The following is a 16,183-nucleotide window of genomic DNA, read 5'->3' on the forward strand; positions in this document are numbered from 1 at the left end:
CGGCAGCACATGAACACCACAGCATCCGTTCCGGACGGGGAGGCTTTCGCCCTCGTATGCCGCGAATACGGCAATCCCCCCGACATCCAGCGCCAGGCACTGGAGCCGTCCGCCCCGCTCGAGGCCGATGAAGTCCTGATCGACGTCCATTGCGCGGCCTTCAACTTCACCGACCACCTGCTGGTGCAGGGTCGCTATCAGGAACGGCCGCCCACACCCTTCGTGCCGGGCCTGGACGCCGCCGGCGTGGTGCGTTCGGCCGGCCCCCGGGCGGCCCGCTTCAAGCCGGGCGACAAAGTCATTTCCAGCGGCGTGGTGGGCGCCTGGTCCACCCGCCTGGCCGCGCCCGAACATCGGCTGGTCCCGGTGCCGGACCGGGTCGGCCTGGCCGACGCCGTGGGCTCGATCAATTCCCATCTCACCGCCTACCACGGGCTGCTCGACCGCGCCCGGCTGCAAGCCGGCGAGCGCGTGCTGGTGCTGGGCGCCAACGGCGCCGTCGGCAAGGCCTGCGTCCAGATCGCGGGGCATGCCGGCGCCGAGGTCTATACCGTCGTCCGCGGCGACGGCGATACCTTTCGCCTGGCTCGACAGGGCGGCGACCACGGCCGAACCGTTCCGGCCGGCGAACTCAAGCAGGGCCTGCGCGAACTGCTGGGCCGACAGGGCGCGGACGTCGTGGTCGACCCCGTGGGCGACCGCTTCACCGAGGCCGCGGTGCGCAACCTGGCCTGGCGCGGCCGGCTATTGGTGGTGGGATTTGCCGCCGGCGACATTCCACACATACCCACCAACCTGCTTCTGCTCAAGGGCTGCGGCATTCTGGGCGTGTATTGCGGCGGCCTCCTCATCCAGGAAACAGACGCCTTCACCAGGCAGCTGGCAGCCATGCTCGAACTCATGGGTTCGGGGGTGCTGACCGCTTCGCCGCACGAGCTGGTGCCCGCCCATGACTTTCAGCAGGCATGGAGCCGATTCTCATCGGCCCCGCGCGGCACCAAGGTCGTATTGAGTTTTGCCTGATCAACGCAATCATTTTTCAAACCGAGTTCGCGTCATGAGCACCACCGTACAGCAAGCGCCCGCCGTCCTTTCCCCGGAGCGCTCCACCGCGCCTTTCCGCCCCGTCCACTTCGCGCCCGTCGAGATCGACGTGCAGCAGCGGCCCGACGGGGTCGTCCTGGTCAGCAACCGGCAGCCTCTGGGCGCGCTGCCCGTGCGCCAGCTCGGCGACTATCTGCGGCGCCACGCCCGCGAACGGCCAGAACAGACGTTCCTGGCCGAACCCGACGGCCGCGGCCGCTGGACGCGGCTCAGCTATGCCCAGGCGCGCCGGAAGGCCGACGCACTGTCGCAATGGATGCTGAACCTGGGTTTGCCGGACGATCGGCCCATCATGGTGCTGAGCGAAAACAGCATCCACCACGCATTGCTGCAATTGGCCGCCATGCAGATCGGTATTCCGGTCATGCCGGTTTCCACCGCCTACAGCCTGATGTCGCGCACCTGCGGCAAAGTGGGCGACCTGGTGCGCCGCTTTCAGCCTTCGCTGATCTACGCCTCGGACCCCGGCCGCTACGGCAACGCCCTGCGCCTGGCCAAGACGCTGGGAGACGCCCTGCTGCTGGCCGATGCGCCCGAAGCAGGCTTGATCGACATGGTCTTCGAGGACGGGCTGGGCACCGCGCCCACGCCCGAACTCGAAGCGCGCTACGATCGCATCGGCCTGGACGACACCGCCCGCCTGCTGCTCACCTCGGGCTCCACCGGCAACCCCAAGGCCGTCATCATGACCCAGCGCAACATCATCTCGTCGGGCGTGCTGTGGGACCAGGTATGGCCCTTCCTGGCCGAGCAGCCGCTCGTCCTGCTCGACTGGCTGCCCTGGAACCATACAGCCGGCGCCCACGGCACTTTCAGCATGGCCTTGAGGCATGGAGGCAGCCTGTACATCGACGACGGCAAGCCCGTGCCCCAATTGATGGACCGCAGCATCGCCCACTTGCGCGAACTGCGTCCCAACGTCATGGTCAACGTGCCGCGCGGCCTGGACATGCTGGTGGCCAGCATGGAGGCCGACCCCGCCATCGCAGACGACCTGTTTCCCAATCTCGAGGTCATCGTCTACGGCGGCGCGGCGCTGTCCCCCGCCACTCTGCACAAGCTCGAGCATTTCAGTGTGCAAGCGACGGGACGGCGCATCCCCATCAGCTCGTCTCTGGGCTCGACCGAAACCACCATGCCCGCCACGCTGATCTGGTGGCCGCCGCATGCCCTGGGCACGCTGGGGCTGCCCGCGCCCGGGGTCGAGGCCAAGCTGGTGCCCGACGGCGAGCGCTTCGAGATCCGTTTCCGCGGCGACAACATCACTCCCGGCTACCATCGCGACCCCCAGGCCAACCAGGACACTTTCGACGAAGAGGGCTTCCTCAAGACCGGCGACGCCGTCGCCTGGGCCGATCCGGACCGGCCGGAGCACGGGCTGATCTACGCGGGACGGCTGGCCGAGAATTTCAAACTGTCGACCGGCACCTGGGTCTCGGTGGCGACGGTGCGCACGGAATTGCTGGAACATCTGCGCCCCTGGGTGGCCGACGCCGTGCTGGCGGCGCCCAACCAGCACGAGCTGGGTGCCATGCTGTTCATCGATTTCAATCGGGTCCGCAAGCAGTTGCCCGATTGCGCGCCGCTGTCCGAACAGGACATCGCCTGCCACGAGCCGCTCAAGCAGCTCATCGCACAGGGCATTCGGGACTACAACGCGCGCTTTCCCGGCAGCAGCACGCGCATCGCGCGCGCCATGCTGCTGGACAGCCCGCCCAGCATCGATGCCGGCGAGATCACCGACAAGGGGCACATCAACCAGCGCGGCGTGCTCACGCTGCGCAGCGAGGCCCTGCAGCGTCTATACTGCGCGGATGCAGACGGCAATGATTGCCTCGTGTTCGATTCCAGACGAGACTCCAAGTAGAGACCCGGCATGCCTGATTCGCTACATCTGTATGGTTCGCCCATCAGCACTTATTACAACAAGGTCAAGATCGCCTTGATCGAACTGGACCTGCCCTTCGAAGAAATCGAAGTCCTGCCCGGGGCGGGGCAGTGGCCCGATTCGGGCAGCCCTAGCGGCAAGATTCCCTTCCTGCGCCGCGGCAGCGAGTACGTCTACGAATCCCAGGCCATCGTCGAATATCTCGAGGACATCCGCGCAGGCGGGATGCCTTCGCTGTTTCCCTCCGGCCCTCTGCAGCGCGCCCGGTGCCGCGAGCTCATCCTGTACCTCGAGCTGTATCTGGACGCCCCGATGCGGCCCATTTATCAGTCGGTGTTCTGGGGCAAGGAAATGCCGGAGGGCCTGCTCGAGCGCACCCTGGAAGATCTGAAGAAAGGCCTGTGCATCCTCCTGCGGCGCGCCAGCCTGAACCCCTGGCTTTGCGGCGACGAATTCACCCACGCCGACAGCGCGGCCTGGGTTCACCTCAGTACCATTCAGTGGGCCGTGGCCATCGCGGGACACAAGACCTTTCTGCAAGAGCAGGCGCCCGAACTCGCCCCCTACCTGCAGCGCCTGGCCGAACGCCCCAGCGTCGCGCGGACCGAAGCCGACCGCCGCGAAACTTCGCGCCGCATCAAGGCCGAACGCGCCGCGGCGAAAGGCGGCTGACATGGCGCGTCCCAAGGCCCTGGACTATGAAGTCCGCAAGCAGGATATCTTGCGCGCCGCGGCCGTCATGTTCGCCAAGAAAGGCTACAACGAGACGCTGCTCGAAGACATCGCCGAGCAATGCGGCATCGGCAAGTCATCGCTGTATCACTACCACCGCTCCAAGCACGCCATTCTGTATGGCCTGATCAAATGGAAGATCGAGGACCTGGCCTGGAAAGTGGACGCCGCGGTCGAAGCCGCCGGCACGCCCGAAGAGCAGTTCCATGCCATGACGGCCACGCTGGTGAACGAATATCTGCGCGTTCCCGACGAGATCACGGTGCTGCTGACCATGCCGCGCCACCTGAACGCGGCAGCGAAAAGCTCCATATCGCAGATCCAGCACCGCATCATCAACCGCATGGTGCTGCTGGTGCAGGCGCTGCGCCCCGACGTCGAAGTCACGCGCAAGAAGCTCACCGCCATGGCCATGCTGTATTTCGGCATGACCAACTGGATCCACGTCTGGTACAAGCCCTCGGGCTCCATCAATGCCAGTGAACTGTCGGGCATGATCGTGCGCATCTTCCTGGATGGCATCAACGGCATGGACCCAGAGCAGCTGACATGAGCCAGGCCTCATTCGCCGCCACCGAAGCCGATGCGGGCAATGTTCGCATCGCGGCCATCGCAACCGATGGCCTGGGCATAGGCTATGGCCAGAAACAGGTCGGGCACAACATCACGCTGCGGCTTGCCGAAGGCGAGATTCTTTGCCTGCTGGGCCCCAACGGCAGCGGCAAAAGCACCCTGCTCAAGACCCTGCTGGGCCTGCTGCCGGCGCATGCCGGAAGCGTCGACGTGCTGGGCCGCCCGCTGGCCCAATGGCCGCGCCGCGAGCTGGCCCGCCAGCTGGGCTACGTGCCCCAGGCCCACAGCGGCGAATTTCCGTTTACCGTGGAAGAGATCGTGCTGATGGGCCGCACGGCGCATATGCCGCGATATGCCGTCCCCGGAGCCGAAGACCGCCGCATCGCCCACGAAAGCCTGGACACCCTGGGCATCCGCGCGCTCGCCCCCGAGCCGTTCACGCACATCAGCGGCGGCGAACGCCAGCTTGCCCTGATCGCCCGCGCCCTGGCCCAGCAGCCGTCCATCCTGATCATGGACGAACCCACGGCCAGCCTGGACTTCGGCAACCAGCTCCGCGTGCTGGAAAAAATCCGCCGGCTCAAGCAGGAAGGGCTTGCCATCCTGCTGTGCACCCACCAGCCCGAGCACGCGGCCCGCCTGGCCGACCGCGTCGCGCTGTTCAAAGACGGCACTTTGCACGCCACCGATGCTCCCGCCGCCCTGCTGACCGTGCCTCGCCTGGCCTGGCTGTATGGCTTGGAAGAAGAGGAACTGCGGGCGTGGAGCGCAACGGGGCTTCCTGGTTGACAAGCCAGCCGTTATGGAAGCATGTTAGTGCTGGACCCAGGAGCGCATCCCGGCTACGACTGCGAACATTGAGCGTATGGATAGTCTGTATAACCCGACACGCCGCCCGAGTAGAAAGTGGGCCGATGGTAAGGAGTCAGCGTAAGGCCATGGCGGATGCGCGCCGGCAGATCGGGATTCGATACGAAGTGGCGCCCGAACACCACGGCGTCCACAGAGCCCTGCTCGACCGCCACGGCCGCCGAGTCGGGGTCGAAGCCGCCGGCGGCGATGATCGGACCGGAGTAGTGCTTACGCATCAGCTTCGACACAAAAGGCACGCCCGCAGTGAACTCGTCGCTGCGACCCGCGCCGCCGGCTCGCGGCTCGTAGAAATGCAGATATGCCAAGTTAAGGGCGGCCAAGCGTGAAACGACATGGCTATGCAGCGCTTCGGGATTACTATCAGTGCATTCGTGAGAAGTGCTGAACGGGGAGAGGCGTACTCCGACACGCCCCGACGGCCAGATCGAGCATACAGCCTCGAGGGTTTCGAACAAAATGCGCGAGCGGTTTTCCATGCTTCCGCCATATTGGTCTGTGCGGTGATTGGTGCCGTCATTCAGGAACTGCTCGAGCAGAAATCCGTTGGCGCACTGCACCTCGACACCATCGAAACCAGCGTCTTTGGCGCGGGCCGCCGCTCGCCGATAGTCTTCGGCCACTGCGTGGATTTCGTCCACTGAAAGCGCATGCGGCGTTTCGTAGGGCATCGGACCGTTCGGCGTCAGTATCTCTCCGCTGCGCGCTATCGGCGACGGCGCAACCGGCAGCGCGCCTCCGTCCTGCAGAGAGGAATGCGAGATGCGGCCAACGTGCCATAGCTGCAGCACAATCCGGCCGCCCGCCGCGTGAACCGCATCGCAGACTTTGCGCCATCCCCCGGTGTGCTCGTCGCTGTATATGGCAGTGGAATTCGCATAGCCGCGCCCCTGCCGCGACACACAGGACGCCTCCGCGATGATCAGCCCCGCCGACGCCCGCTGCGCATAGTAGACGACGTTGAGCTCGGACGGCACTCCATCGGCCTGTGCCCGCATACGGGACATCGGGGCCATGATGATGCGGTTCGGCAGCTTGATCTCGCCAAGGTCCAACGATCCGAATAATGCGGTCCTATCTATCGTTCCTGCAGCGCTGGGCATGCAACTCCCTCCCGTCCGGCGCTGACGCAAGCCAACGCAATCCATATCAAAATTCAGAACATGTTTTCCATAATATAGTATCAAACTCAATATGAGGTCAATAAATCCACAAGCTCCTCGACAAATCGAATAAACACATTTATCATTTAACAGAACTTAACTTTCAAATAATAGAACAAAAGGAGGGCTAATGGAATCTTCAGAACTGGTCGTTCTAGAGGCCAAGCCGGGCGCGGCAATGGACAGCCAATCCGGCCTGCATACCGGGCGTCCACGCATCTACGGCAAGCTGACCCGACCCACGGGATCGAAAACGGCGGCATTGCTGCTACACCCCACCAGCAACTACATGGGGCATTACCTGATTGAACCTTTGGCACGCCGCGGTATAGCGACGCTCGCTCAAAATACCCGCTACGTCGGCAACGACAGCCTGCTCCAAATGGAGTACGTACTGCTCGACGTCGGAGCGGCGGTCTCGTACCTGCGCAGTATCGGCTTTGAACGTGTCGTCCTGATCGGCAACTCGGGCGGAGCGGCAACGATGAGCTTCTATCAGGCACAGGCCGAGAAACTGACCATCTCCGACACGCCCGCCGGCGACCCTGTTCACATCAAACCCGAAGACCTTCCCAAAGCCGACGGCATCGCCCTCACCGCTTCTCATATAGGGCGCGCTCGAGTCATGCTTTCTGCGATCGATCCCTCCGTTACCGACGAAAGCGACCCGCTCTCGACGAACCCTGAGCTGGATATGTATGGGCCGGCCCATACACCACCCTATTCGCCGGATTTCGTCGCCCGCTACCGCGCCGCGCAGCACGAACGCGTCAAGCGCATCTCGGATCGGGCAATCGAGCGACTGCGCTACTTGCGCTCGCTACCCGAACCGATACACGACGAGGCCTTCATCGTCTATAGAACCTACGCGGATCCGCGCTACCTCGATCTTTCGCTGGATGCAAACCAGCGGGTCGCGGGCGGTATACGAAGCCATAGTCACAAGATGGGCCCGAAGGCGGTGAACTACAGTACAAACAGCCTCGCGCGCTTTACCACCTGCACCGCCTGGCTCAGCCAGTGGTCGTTCGACCATTCTCGTGCCGATGGGCCCCAGAACCTCGCCCGGACCAGCGTGCCAATCGTCCTGCTGGAACACACCGCCGATGCCTCGGTGTATCCCAGTCACATGGAAGAATGGCGGCAAGCGGGCGGAGAACGCCTCGTGTCGCATGATATCGTCGGCGGCACCCACTACCTTTTCAATCAACCCGCCCTCATCGAGCAGTCGGCGGACCTCATCCGGGACTGGGCGAACAGGCTTTGAAAGACGGTCAAGGGACGCTGGCCGCCCACCTTGACCCGCGCATACCGCTGTTTCGCTATTTTTGAACTGCCGCATCTCGAAAAGCCTGGATGCGATCGCGCAGGCCGGGCCGTGCGGCGGACAACACCAGAGCCTCGAGATCTTCAGCACTGTGGCGTCCCGCCCCGGCTGCCGCGTACACTCCGCTTCGTGTCGCCGCGTCCAGGCGCACGCTTTCATTGGCCAGCTCCTCCACGAACGGAAAGACTCCGGCCTCGTCGAGGCACGCAGTGCACAAGCCTGCCGCGGATGCCTCATCGCGCGCGATCCACCTACCGCTTCCCACCCATTCGCATGCTTTATCGACCCCCACGATACGCGCCAATCGGCCGGTTCCCAGAACCAGCCCGAATGCGGCGCCGGGGAATCTGAGACGCGCGTCGCCTATCAATATCCTGCGCTTGCAGGCCGCGAAGATGTCCGCGCCCGCGCCGACGATACGGCCTTGACCCAATGCCGCCGTGATGAATGGAGCGGCATTCAAGGCTTGCAATAGCAGTTCTATACGGACAAATCGCGCCATCAGCGTATCGTCGGTTTCTTGATCGAGCTCTCCCAGATCGAAGCCCGTGCAGAAATGCCGCCCGTCTCCCGCCAGCACCAACAGCGTGGTGCCGTCCTCGTAGCAGCGACGGACGATCGCTGTCAAGGCCGCCACCATTTCGCTCGACAGGCTGTTGCCCTTCTCGGCTCGGCATAGCGTCACGCGAGTGATGGACTGTTCAGACTGAACCCGCACGAGATCAAGCACCTCGATCTCCCCGCTCCATCGCCCACAAGTTAGGCAGCAGCGCATTCGAATATCCCGAAACGAAAGGCCTGCTCGACCCTGTCTGCGGATCATATGTATTGCGCTGAATCTTTCCGATATTGCCTCCATACAAATGGATGCTGATCGACACTTCGTCATCGAGCGCATTGCTGACTGCATGGATGTCGCCGATGCCGGGCGCCACACAGGCGACATCCCCCGGCTCGAGCACCCTGGGGGGACCGCTCGGCAGGAGCCGGCCGTCGTCCGTGCGCTCATACGGCACCTCTCGTTCAGCGCCGCGCAGCATTCCGATCACCCCCCAGACGGTGTGATCATGCACGGGCGTGAACTGCCCCGGGCCCCAGACAAAACTCACCACGGAAAAACGGTCGAAGAGATCGCCGTATAGAAGATGCTGCTGATAGTATTTGGGATGCGGCTGCGCCATGGAGGCCGGCAGCCAGTCGTCCCGGGCCACCAGGCCCTCCATATGGCGGCCTGCTTCCTTAAGAATGCTTTCTTGCCCTAGATCCGCTCGTTCCACGAGCCGACTGATCTCAGTCACGAACGCCAGCAGTTTGTTGTTCATAATCATCCCATTACCCATTATCCACAATAGCGGCACGTATGCTCTCGGTATGCTCGCCCAGGGCCGGCGGCTGCATGCGTATCGGCAGGCCTACTCCATCGAGCCGCAGGGGAGAGGCAAATGTCTGCGTCGACATTCCTCCCGGCAGTGTCATGGGCTGAACCCATCCCATATGCGCCACCTGGGGATCGGACAAAGCCTGGGAATAGGTATTGATCCGCGCATGGGGCACTCCCGCTCGGTTGAAAACCTCTATCCAGTGATCCACCGGCTCACGTCCGAATCGCTCTTCCAGAATTTCCTTCAGCGCCGTCTGATGGCGCGCACGGTCGGAAGTCGTCAGAAAGCGACTGTCTTCCGGGAGCTGCTCCAGGCCCACCGCCTTGCACACTGACAGCCACAGCTTCTGGTTGCCGGCGGCGATCGTGAAATATCCGTCGGACGCCCGGTATGCTTGATAAGGTGCATTTCTGGGATGCGCCGAACCGAGCTTTACGGGATCGCGGCCGGCACCAAAATATTCACTGGTCTGCAATGCGGCGATTCCCAACGTGCAACCGAACATGGGCACATCGATATGCGCCCCCGATCCGCCGGCCCGCACATGCGCCAGTTTCGCCGCCACCGCATAGGCCGCATACAGACCCGATGCAAAATCCGATATGGGTACGCCGCATTTGACCGGCGCCCCCGACTCCTCTCCTGTCACGCTCATGACGCCGGCAGCGGCCTGTATGGTCAGGTCGAATCCCCCTTCGTCGGCACGCGGTCCCGTCTGTCCATAAGCCGATATCGAGCAATAGACGAGGCCTGGCTTGTCTTTTACGAAGCGGGAGTAATCGAGGCCCAGACGTTTCATGACTCCCGGCCGGTTGTTTTCTATTACGACGTCGGCGCCCAGGACAAGCTGCCGGGCAAATTCCTGGTCGGCCTGATCCTTCAAGTCCAACACCACCGAGCTCTTATTCCGGTTCAATGAGGCGAAGTTTTCGCTATATCCTTCTGTCAGAGGCGGCCAGGCTCTCAGCGTATCTCCTCCTGGAGCTTCCACCTTGATCACTTCCGCCCCCATGTCCGCCAGCAACATCCCGCAGAACGGGCCGGCGGCGACAGAACAGAATTCAATGACTTTAACTCCGGTCAACGGCAGGCCTTGCATATCAATCTCACTCATCAGTTTTCCGCTACCGCGGGGGACTTGCCCTGTTCGAGCATGAGCTCATATATATATTTCAATACTCCGCCCGCACGGAAATAATTTTTCTCCATCCGGGTGTCCAGTCGACAGATGGCAGGTTGCTCGAGTACCTGTCCATCTTTTCTGGTAATGCGCAGAACGACATTCGCCGGGGTGCTCATCGTTTCGGAAACACCGATAATGTCGATCGTTTCATCGCCTGAAAGCATGAGGCTGCCTCGTGTCACGCCCGCGGGCAACTCCACCGGCAACACTCCCATCAGCGCCAGGTTCGAGCGATGGATTCTTTCGAAGCTCTCCGCAACAACCGCCCTTACTCCCAGCAGATAAGTGCCGCGCGCCGCCCAGTCCCTTGCCGAACCCGTGCCGTACTGCTTGCCCGCAAAGATGACGCTGGGCACGCTCTGCCGCTGAAGCTCGGTTGCCGCATCATAGATGCTGAAGATGTCGGCCCCCGGGAAAATACGTGTGAACGAGCCCATCGATTGAGGCACCATTTCGTTCTTCAGGCGCGGATTCGCAAATGTTCCTCGAGTCATCACTTCGTAGTTGGCGCGGCGCGAAGCATACGAATTGAATTCATCGGGCGGAACACCTCGATTTTGCAGGAACTGTCCGGCGGGTGAACCGCAGGTAATTTCGCCCACGGGGGAAATGTGGTCGGTAGTGACCTGGTCCCCCAAGATGGCGAGCACACGCGCGGAGCGAAGATCGTCCAAACTCGGCGGTAGAATTCCATGCTCCACAAATGGCGGCATTCTGATGTAATCGCTGCCTTCGTACCACGAGAAGGTGTCGCCTTCCGGGCAGTCCAATTGCTTCCAACGCGCGCCCCCGTCAAAAACGGAATCATAAGAATCGGTAAACAAGCCCGAAACAATGTGGTCCCTGCTGATAGCCTCGACTTCGTCGGGATCCGGCCAGACGTCGCGCAGATAGACGTTCGTCCCGTCCTCGGCGGTTCCGATAGGCTGCGTCAGCAAATCGACCGACACGTTTCCAGCGAGCGCGTAGGCGACGACGAGCGCCGGCGAGCAAAGATAATTCGAACGAACGAGGCGGTGAATCCGCGCTTCGAAGTTACGGTTGCCTGAAAGCACCGACACCGCATGCAGTTGCTGATGCTCTATCAAGCGGGCTACCGCTTCGGGAAGCGGACCCGAGTTGCCTACGCAAGTCATGCAGCCGAAGCCGACCGTATCGAAACCCAGTTTACGCAGCGGCTCTTCAAGACCCGCTGCCCTGAGGTAATCGACCACCACGCGGGAACCGGGCGACATCGAGGTTTTTACCCAAGGCTTTGCGCTCAACCCCAGCCGAACCGCATTGCGCGCCAGCAAGCCGGCGCCGATCATCGCCGATGGATTCGACGTGTTCGCACAACTGGTGATCGCGGCAATCACGACGGCGCCGTTGGCAGGCGCTTCATCGCCGGAAGGCTGCGCTTCCGATGGCCAGGCGTCCTTGTATCGGGCAAACTGTTCAGCAACCTCGGACAGGCTGATGCGTTGCTCGGGGCGCCCCGGCCCCGAAACCGAAGGCTCCACCGAAGAAAGATCGAAAGTCAGGATTTCGCTGAAATTCGGTATCGGCATTGAAGAGTCATACCAGAGGCCCTGGGCGCGCGCATACGCCTCCACGAGATCGATGTGCTCGTCGCTGCGTCCCGTTTCGCGCAGATAACGCAAGGTCTCTTCATCGATGGGAAAGTAGCCGCAAGTTGCACCATAATCTGGCGCCATATTGGCCAGTGTAGCCCGGTCGGCCAGCTTCAAACCGGTCAGACCCGGTCCGAAGAATTCCACGAATCGGCCGACGACCCCCCGTTTGCGGAGCATTTCCGTCAAGGTGAGCACGGCGTCCGTGACGGTCGACCCTGCGGGCAGACTCCCGATGACCTCGACCCCGACGACGTGGGGAAGCAGCATTGAAAGGGGCTCTCCCATCATGGCGATCTCCCCCTCTATCGCGCCCACGCCCCAACCCAGGACGGATAGTGCGTTGACCATTGTCGTATGGCTGTCCGTACCAATGACGGTATCGGGAAAGACGAGCGGAACGTCTTCATTATCGTCGCATGCCACGACCGTGGCCAGATGCTCAAGATTGATCTGGTGACATATGCCCTGTCCGGGAGGCACCACACGAAAATTGCGAAAGCTTCGTTGCGCCCATTTCAGAAAGCTATATCGCTCTTCGTTGCGCTTGTACTCGAGATCGAGATTGAGCTGGTACGCCTCTTCGCTGCCGAAATGGTCGACCATAACCGAATGGTCTATGACCAGGTCCACAGGAATATGTGGATTGACCACTTTGGGATCGTACCCGTACTTGCTCAATAGATCGCGCATGCTGGCAAGATCGAGCATGCCCGGAAGGCCGGCGGCCTCCTGCATCAGCACACGCGATGGCCAGAACAGAATTTCCGCTCCCACGCTACGGGCGGAATAGCCCGCCAAGAACCCCAGAGACTCTTCTCGAACAGCACCGCCGTCAAAGTGACGCAACTGATTCTCCAGCAGGATTCTTATCGTCCGCGGCATGCATATACCGCCGCTTAAATGATCGACTGCATCAACCGCGTAATAACGGAATTCGCGTCCGCCTACAGAAAGCGTGCGCTGAATATGCTCGGGGGAAAGTTCCATGTCTTCCAATAGTTCTAAATATTGATACTTTAATTCTATAATACAGAAGAAATTAAGTCCAGAAGATTCCGCGTCGATGTTCGCATGCCTTTTTTCCGCAGCCGCCGTCCTTACCACGGCCTAGGCCTTGAGACGTGCTAAAACAGAGGCCAGACGCGGCTCTCGGAAGCTGGAAACGAAAATCGGCTCAAGAAACGGAGACGGGCAAGGTAAGTTAAATATCAATAATCCCAGTGCCGGGAGCAAAAACACGGATTGACAACCCTTTCACACTTACCCAATAATTAGAATTATTTTTCTATTTTATAGAACTAAATTGGCGTTCCACCCATGCCAATCGGCCGCCTTCACCGGCTTTCTTCATCAGGGGACTGAGACATGATCCAGAAGCTGTACCACGTGGCGTATCGCTGCAATAACTCGCAAGAAACCGTCGATTTCTATACAAAGGTGCTCGGTCTGAGGTTCGCCATGGCGGTCAGCCAGGACCGAGTTCCTTCGACGGGCGAAGAAACGCCCTACATCCATATATTTTTTGAAATGGCGGACGGCAGCAATGTCGCTTTTTTCGAGTTGCCTCAAACACCCAGGGCCATTCCCGACACGAATACGCCATCGTGGGTGCAACATCTCGCGCTCGAGGTTTCAACCCGCGACGACTTGCTGAAAATGAAGGCATCGCTCGAAGAACACCACATCGACTATATCGGCATAGTCGATCATGGCACGATCAATTCGCTGTACTTCTTCGATCCGAACGGACACCGCCTGGAGATTGCGCTTCGAGTGAACGAAGCAGTGCGCGCGGAACGCGAAAAAAAATCGAACGATGTACTCAAAGCATGGAACGCGAAGTGGCACCCTGAATATGCCCAGCAGTGATATGGGATACCGTGCGATTTCATGCGCGGGCCGGCCATAGGGCCAGCCAAAGGCGCTGATCAGCTCATGCGCTCATTGCTTGCCATGGAAACCCAGCGCCGCCGAAATTGCATAGGCAGTCGCCCGAATGGTCGGCGCGAGCTTTTTTACGTCGGGCATCTTCGCCCTCGAGGTTGGGATCGATACGCCGACGGCCGCCATGACGACACCTTCGGCATTGCGAATAGGCGCAGCGGCTCCGATGGTCTCCACATGCCATTCGCCGCGGTTGTACGCGATGCCCTTCTCGCGGATCGCCGCAAGTTCGGCCTCGAATGCCGCTTTGGAGACGATCGTTTGAGGCGTATGTTTTTCAAGCTTGCCTATCACCGCCTTGGCCGCAGCTTCTCGAAACGCCAGAATCGCCTTCCCGGTTGAAACGCAGTGCGCGGGGGCGGAGCCCCCGATGCGTGTCGCGGGCCGCACATGATGTTTGCAGTCGACCTTGTCGATATACACGACGCTGTCTCCCGACAACAGGCAAAGATGGACGGTTTCGCCGGTTGCCTCGGCCAAGGCCTGCAGGTGAGGGCTCGCAACCTGCTTAATATCCAGGTTCTCAGAAATCCACGTTCCCAACTGCCAAAGCTTGAAAGACGCCCGGTACTTGCGCTGCTCCGGCAAATATTCCACGTATCCGAGCTGCCGCAGCGTATCAAGCGTACGATGCACATTGCTTTTCGTCAGGTCCAATCGCTGAGCGAGATCGGTCACGCCCAAAGGCTCGGGAGACTTGACGAGGTTCTCAAGGAGGTTCAAGGCCTTAGCAACCGTTTTATCCATAGCGCCACAGTACCCTTTTTATCTTACCGGCAGGAAGTATACTGCCCAGTTGCCAAAATTCTGTTCACAGGGCGCTTTCTACACTGCCCGCAATCCGGAGCAGTTCGAAATCGCGCAAATGCTTGCCGACAAGCATGAGACCCACGCCCGCCTCGCCGGGACGCTGGCAAGGAAGCGTGATCGCAGGCACATCCAGCGTATTGAAGGGGCTGGTGTTGCGAAGCACACGCCGGTTGAGCGCCAGAGCCGCCTCATCGCCGTTCAGGTCGTCGAATCGGGGCGCGGCCATTGGCACCGTCGGGCAGACCAGAACGTCGAAATCGGCCATTGCCTGCTCATACAGCGCCTGTGCGCGGCCGCGCAGTGCGAGAGCCTTTTTATAATCGCTATCGTGGTGATGAGCAAAACGCTTCATCTGATTGAACACGAACGGATCCATGGCGTCCGGCTCATCCAACAAATGATGGTATCGCTTGTACGACTCGGGCCCTACCAACCCTCCGAGGCTCATGATTTCGCCGATGACCTCACCCGGCACGAACTCGATGCGGCTCAGAGACGCGCCTGCCAGGCTGAGCCGCCCAAGACTGCGCTCGAATGCGAGCGCGACCGGCTGATCGAGGGCTTCAGTGAAATAGGCGTCGGGTACTGCTACTTTGAGGCCTGTCAGCGGACGCGGCTCGAGTTTGGACGGAACATCTCCGGCCATGACTGCGTCGACCAAGGCGCAATCGGATACGTTTCTTGCTATCAGCCCCGCAGCGTCCTGGGAGCGCGACAGCTCGGCCATGCCGTCCCGCGGCACCCTAGACTGAGTCGGCTTGAAGCCCACCACGCCGTTGAATGCTGCCGGAATTCTGATCGAGCCGCCGGTGTCGCTACCCACCGCAGCCGTGCAAAGACCCTGCGCTATCGCCACTGCCGCCCCTGATGATGAGCCTCCGGGTATGCAGGCCGGGTCGATGGCGTTTCGCGGCGTACCAAAGCGCGAGTTGAGGCCCAGGCCGGAATAAGCCAGTTCGGGCATGCTTGTTTTGCCGATGATTATTGCACCCGACAAGCGTAGCCGGGACACCACTTCCGCGTCTTTGGAGGCGGGAGGGTTTTTCAGGAAGCGGGCGCAGCCCGCCACCGTGACCTCGCTCTTTATATCGAACATGTCTTTGACCGAAACCACCACGCCCCACAGGGGGCCGCGTTCGTCGACATGGAGACGGTCGAGCCGCAACGCCTGCGCCAATGCCTCTTCGCGATAGACGCGAGTGAATATGGCGCCGTCCGGACACGCATCAATGGCATCGAGCAATCCAGCTACCCGGGTGACACAGTCGTCACCGCCTGGCAAGTTTGCCGAACCCGCTGTTTCGGCACCACCATTTTGCATTGACCGTCCTTGATAAACACCTTGCATCGCATATAACTGCCCGCTTGCCGAAAGGCAATTATCACAAAATTTAGAACATAAGTCCATATTTCATACCAGCACGAGGACACCGCACGCTGCAGTCGCGCATGTAGCCCGGCCCAATGAATTTGGCCGTAGATCCCGTCCATATCAGCTGCCTTGACGCAGGGAAAACCAGATATTGACGTCGTTCCAAAACAATAATATTCTAAATAACAAAATCGAATTCTGAATAATAGAATTCATTTC

14 protein-coding genes are annotated in these 16,183 nt (G+C 60.9%); 7 read left to right on the forward strand and 7 right to left on the reverse strand.

The window, feature by feature from the left end; genetic code table 11:
- The first annotated feature begins 9 nt into the window (after nt 1-9).
- Genes CSC67_RS03435 through CSC67_RS03455 form a run of 5 tightly spaced genes read left to right on the forward strand, consistent with a single transcriptional unit; the run spans nt 10 to nt 5,086 of the window.
- Nucleotides 10-1,023, forward strand: a complete 1,014-nt coding sequence (locus tag CSC67_RS03435; protein ID WP_167752735.1) for an NADPH:quinone oxidoreductase family protein — start codon at nt 10-12, stop codon at nt 1,021-1,023.
- Between the two features lie 34 nt (nt 1,024-1,057).
- A complete protein-coding gene (locus CSC67_RS03440) occupies nt 1,058-2,971 on the forward strand; it encodes an AMP-binding protein (protein WP_118993094.1) in 1,914 nt (637 codons plus the stop codon).
- Between the two features lie 9 nt (nt 2,972-2,980).
- Nucleotides 2,981-3,664, forward strand: coding sequence for a glutathione S-transferase family protein (locus tag CSC67_RS03445; protein ID WP_118993095.1), 684 nt, complete (start codon nt 2,981-2,983; stop codon nt 3,662-3,664).
- Nucleotide 3,665: 1 nt separating this feature from the next.
- Nucleotides 3,666-4,277 (forward strand): TetR/AcrR family transcriptional regulator, encoded by a 612-nt coding sequence (locus CSC67_RS03450; protein WP_118993096.1) that lies wholly within the window; start codon nt 3,666-3,668, stop codon nt 4,275-4,277.
- Nucleotides 4,274-5,086: an ABC transporter ATP-binding protein gene (locus tag CSC67_RS03455; protein ID WP_118993097.1), complete on the forward strand. Its 813-nt coding sequence runs from the start codon at nt 4,274-4,276 to the stop codon at nt 5,084-5,086. Before CSC67_RS03450 ends, CSC67_RS03455 begins: the two co-directional genes overlap by 4 nt.
- A gap of 53 nt (nt 5,087-5,139) precedes the next feature.
- Here the strand turns inward: CSC67_RS03455 and CSC67_RS03460 are convergent, their stop codons facing one another.
- Nucleotides 5,140-6,270: an alkene reductase gene (locus CSC67_RS03460; protein ID WP_118993098.1), complete on the reverse strand. Its 1,131-nt coding sequence runs from the start codon at nt 6,268-6,270 to the stop codon at nt 5,140-5,142.
- Between the two features lie 190 nt (nt 6,271-6,460).
- Here CSC67_RS03460 and CSC67_RS03465 point away from each other — a divergent pair, with 190 nt between their 5' ends.
- Entirely contained in the window at nt 6,461-7,597 is a 1,137-nt protein-coding gene (locus CSC67_RS03465) for an alpha/beta hydrolase family protein (RefSeq protein ID WP_118993099.1), read from the forward strand.
- Between the two features lie 55 nt (nt 7,598-7,652).
- Here CSC67_RS03465 and CSC67_RS03470 read toward each other — a convergent pair whose 3' ends face one another.
- Genes CSC67_RS03470 through acnA form a run of 4 tightly spaced genes read right to left on the reverse strand, consistent with a single transcriptional unit; the run spans nt 7,653 to nt 12,825 of the window.
- Nucleotides 7,653-8,387 carry an enoyl-CoA hydratase/isomerase family protein gene (locus tag CSC67_RS03470; protein ID WP_245220104.1) on the reverse strand — a complete coding sequence of 245 codons (735 nt, stop codon included), beginning with the start codon at nt 8,385-8,387 and terminating at the stop codon, nt 7,653-7,655.
- Complete coding sequence (locus CSC67_RS03475) at nt 8,380-8,979, reverse strand: cysteine dioxygenase family protein (protein WP_118993101.1); 600 nt, start codon at nt 8,977-8,979, stop codon at nt 8,380-8,382. Before CSC67_RS03475 ends, CSC67_RS03470 begins: the two co-directional genes overlap by 8 nt.
- Nucleotides 8,980-8,989: 10 nt before the next feature.
- A complete protein-coding gene (locus tag CSC67_RS03480) occupies nt 8,990-10,153 on the reverse strand; it encodes a CaiB/BaiF CoA transferase family protein (protein WP_118993102.1) in 1,164 nt (387 codons plus the stop codon).
- Nucleotides 10,153-12,825: an aconitate hydratase AcnA gene (gene acnA / locus CSC67_RS03485; RefSeq protein ID WP_118993194.1), complete on the reverse strand. Its 2,673-nt coding sequence runs from the start codon at nt 12,823-12,825 to the stop codon at nt 10,153-10,155. The genes CSC67_RS03480 and acnA overlap by 1 nt, the downstream gene beginning before the upstream one ends.
- A gap of 378 nt (nt 12,826-13,203) precedes the next feature.
- Between acnA and CSC67_RS03490 the strand changes: the two genes are divergently transcribed.
- Nucleotides 13,204-13,707, forward strand: a complete 504-nt coding sequence (locus tag CSC67_RS03490; RefSeq protein WP_118993103.1) for a VOC family protein — start codon at nt 13,204-13,206, stop codon at nt 13,705-13,707.
- Nucleotides 13,708-13,779: 72 nt separating this feature from the next.
- On the opposite strand, the gene CSC67_RS03495 is transcribed toward CSC67_RS03490, so the two are convergent.
- Both CSC67_RS03495 and CSC67_RS03500 read right to left on the reverse strand, forming a co-directional pair.
- Entirely contained in the window at nt 13,780-14,529 is a 750-nt protein-coding gene (locus CSC67_RS03495; RefSeq protein WP_118993104.1) for an IclR family transcriptional regulator, read from the reverse strand.
- Nucleotides 14,530-14,593: 64 nt separating this feature from the next.
- The gene (locus tag CSC67_RS03500) at nt 14,594-16,000 is read right to left on the reverse strand and encodes an amidase family protein (RefSeq protein WP_118993105.1); all 1,407 of its coding nucleotides are present in this window, start codon (nt 15,998-16,000) and stop codon (nt 14,594-14,596) included.
- Nucleotides 16,001-16,183 lie beyond the last annotated feature (183 nt).

It is taken from the genome of Pusillimonas caeni, assembly GCF_003545815.1.
Lineage (GTDB): Bacteria > Pseudomonadota > Gammaproteobacteria > Burkholderiales > Burkholderiaceae_B > Pusillimonas > Pusillimonas caeni.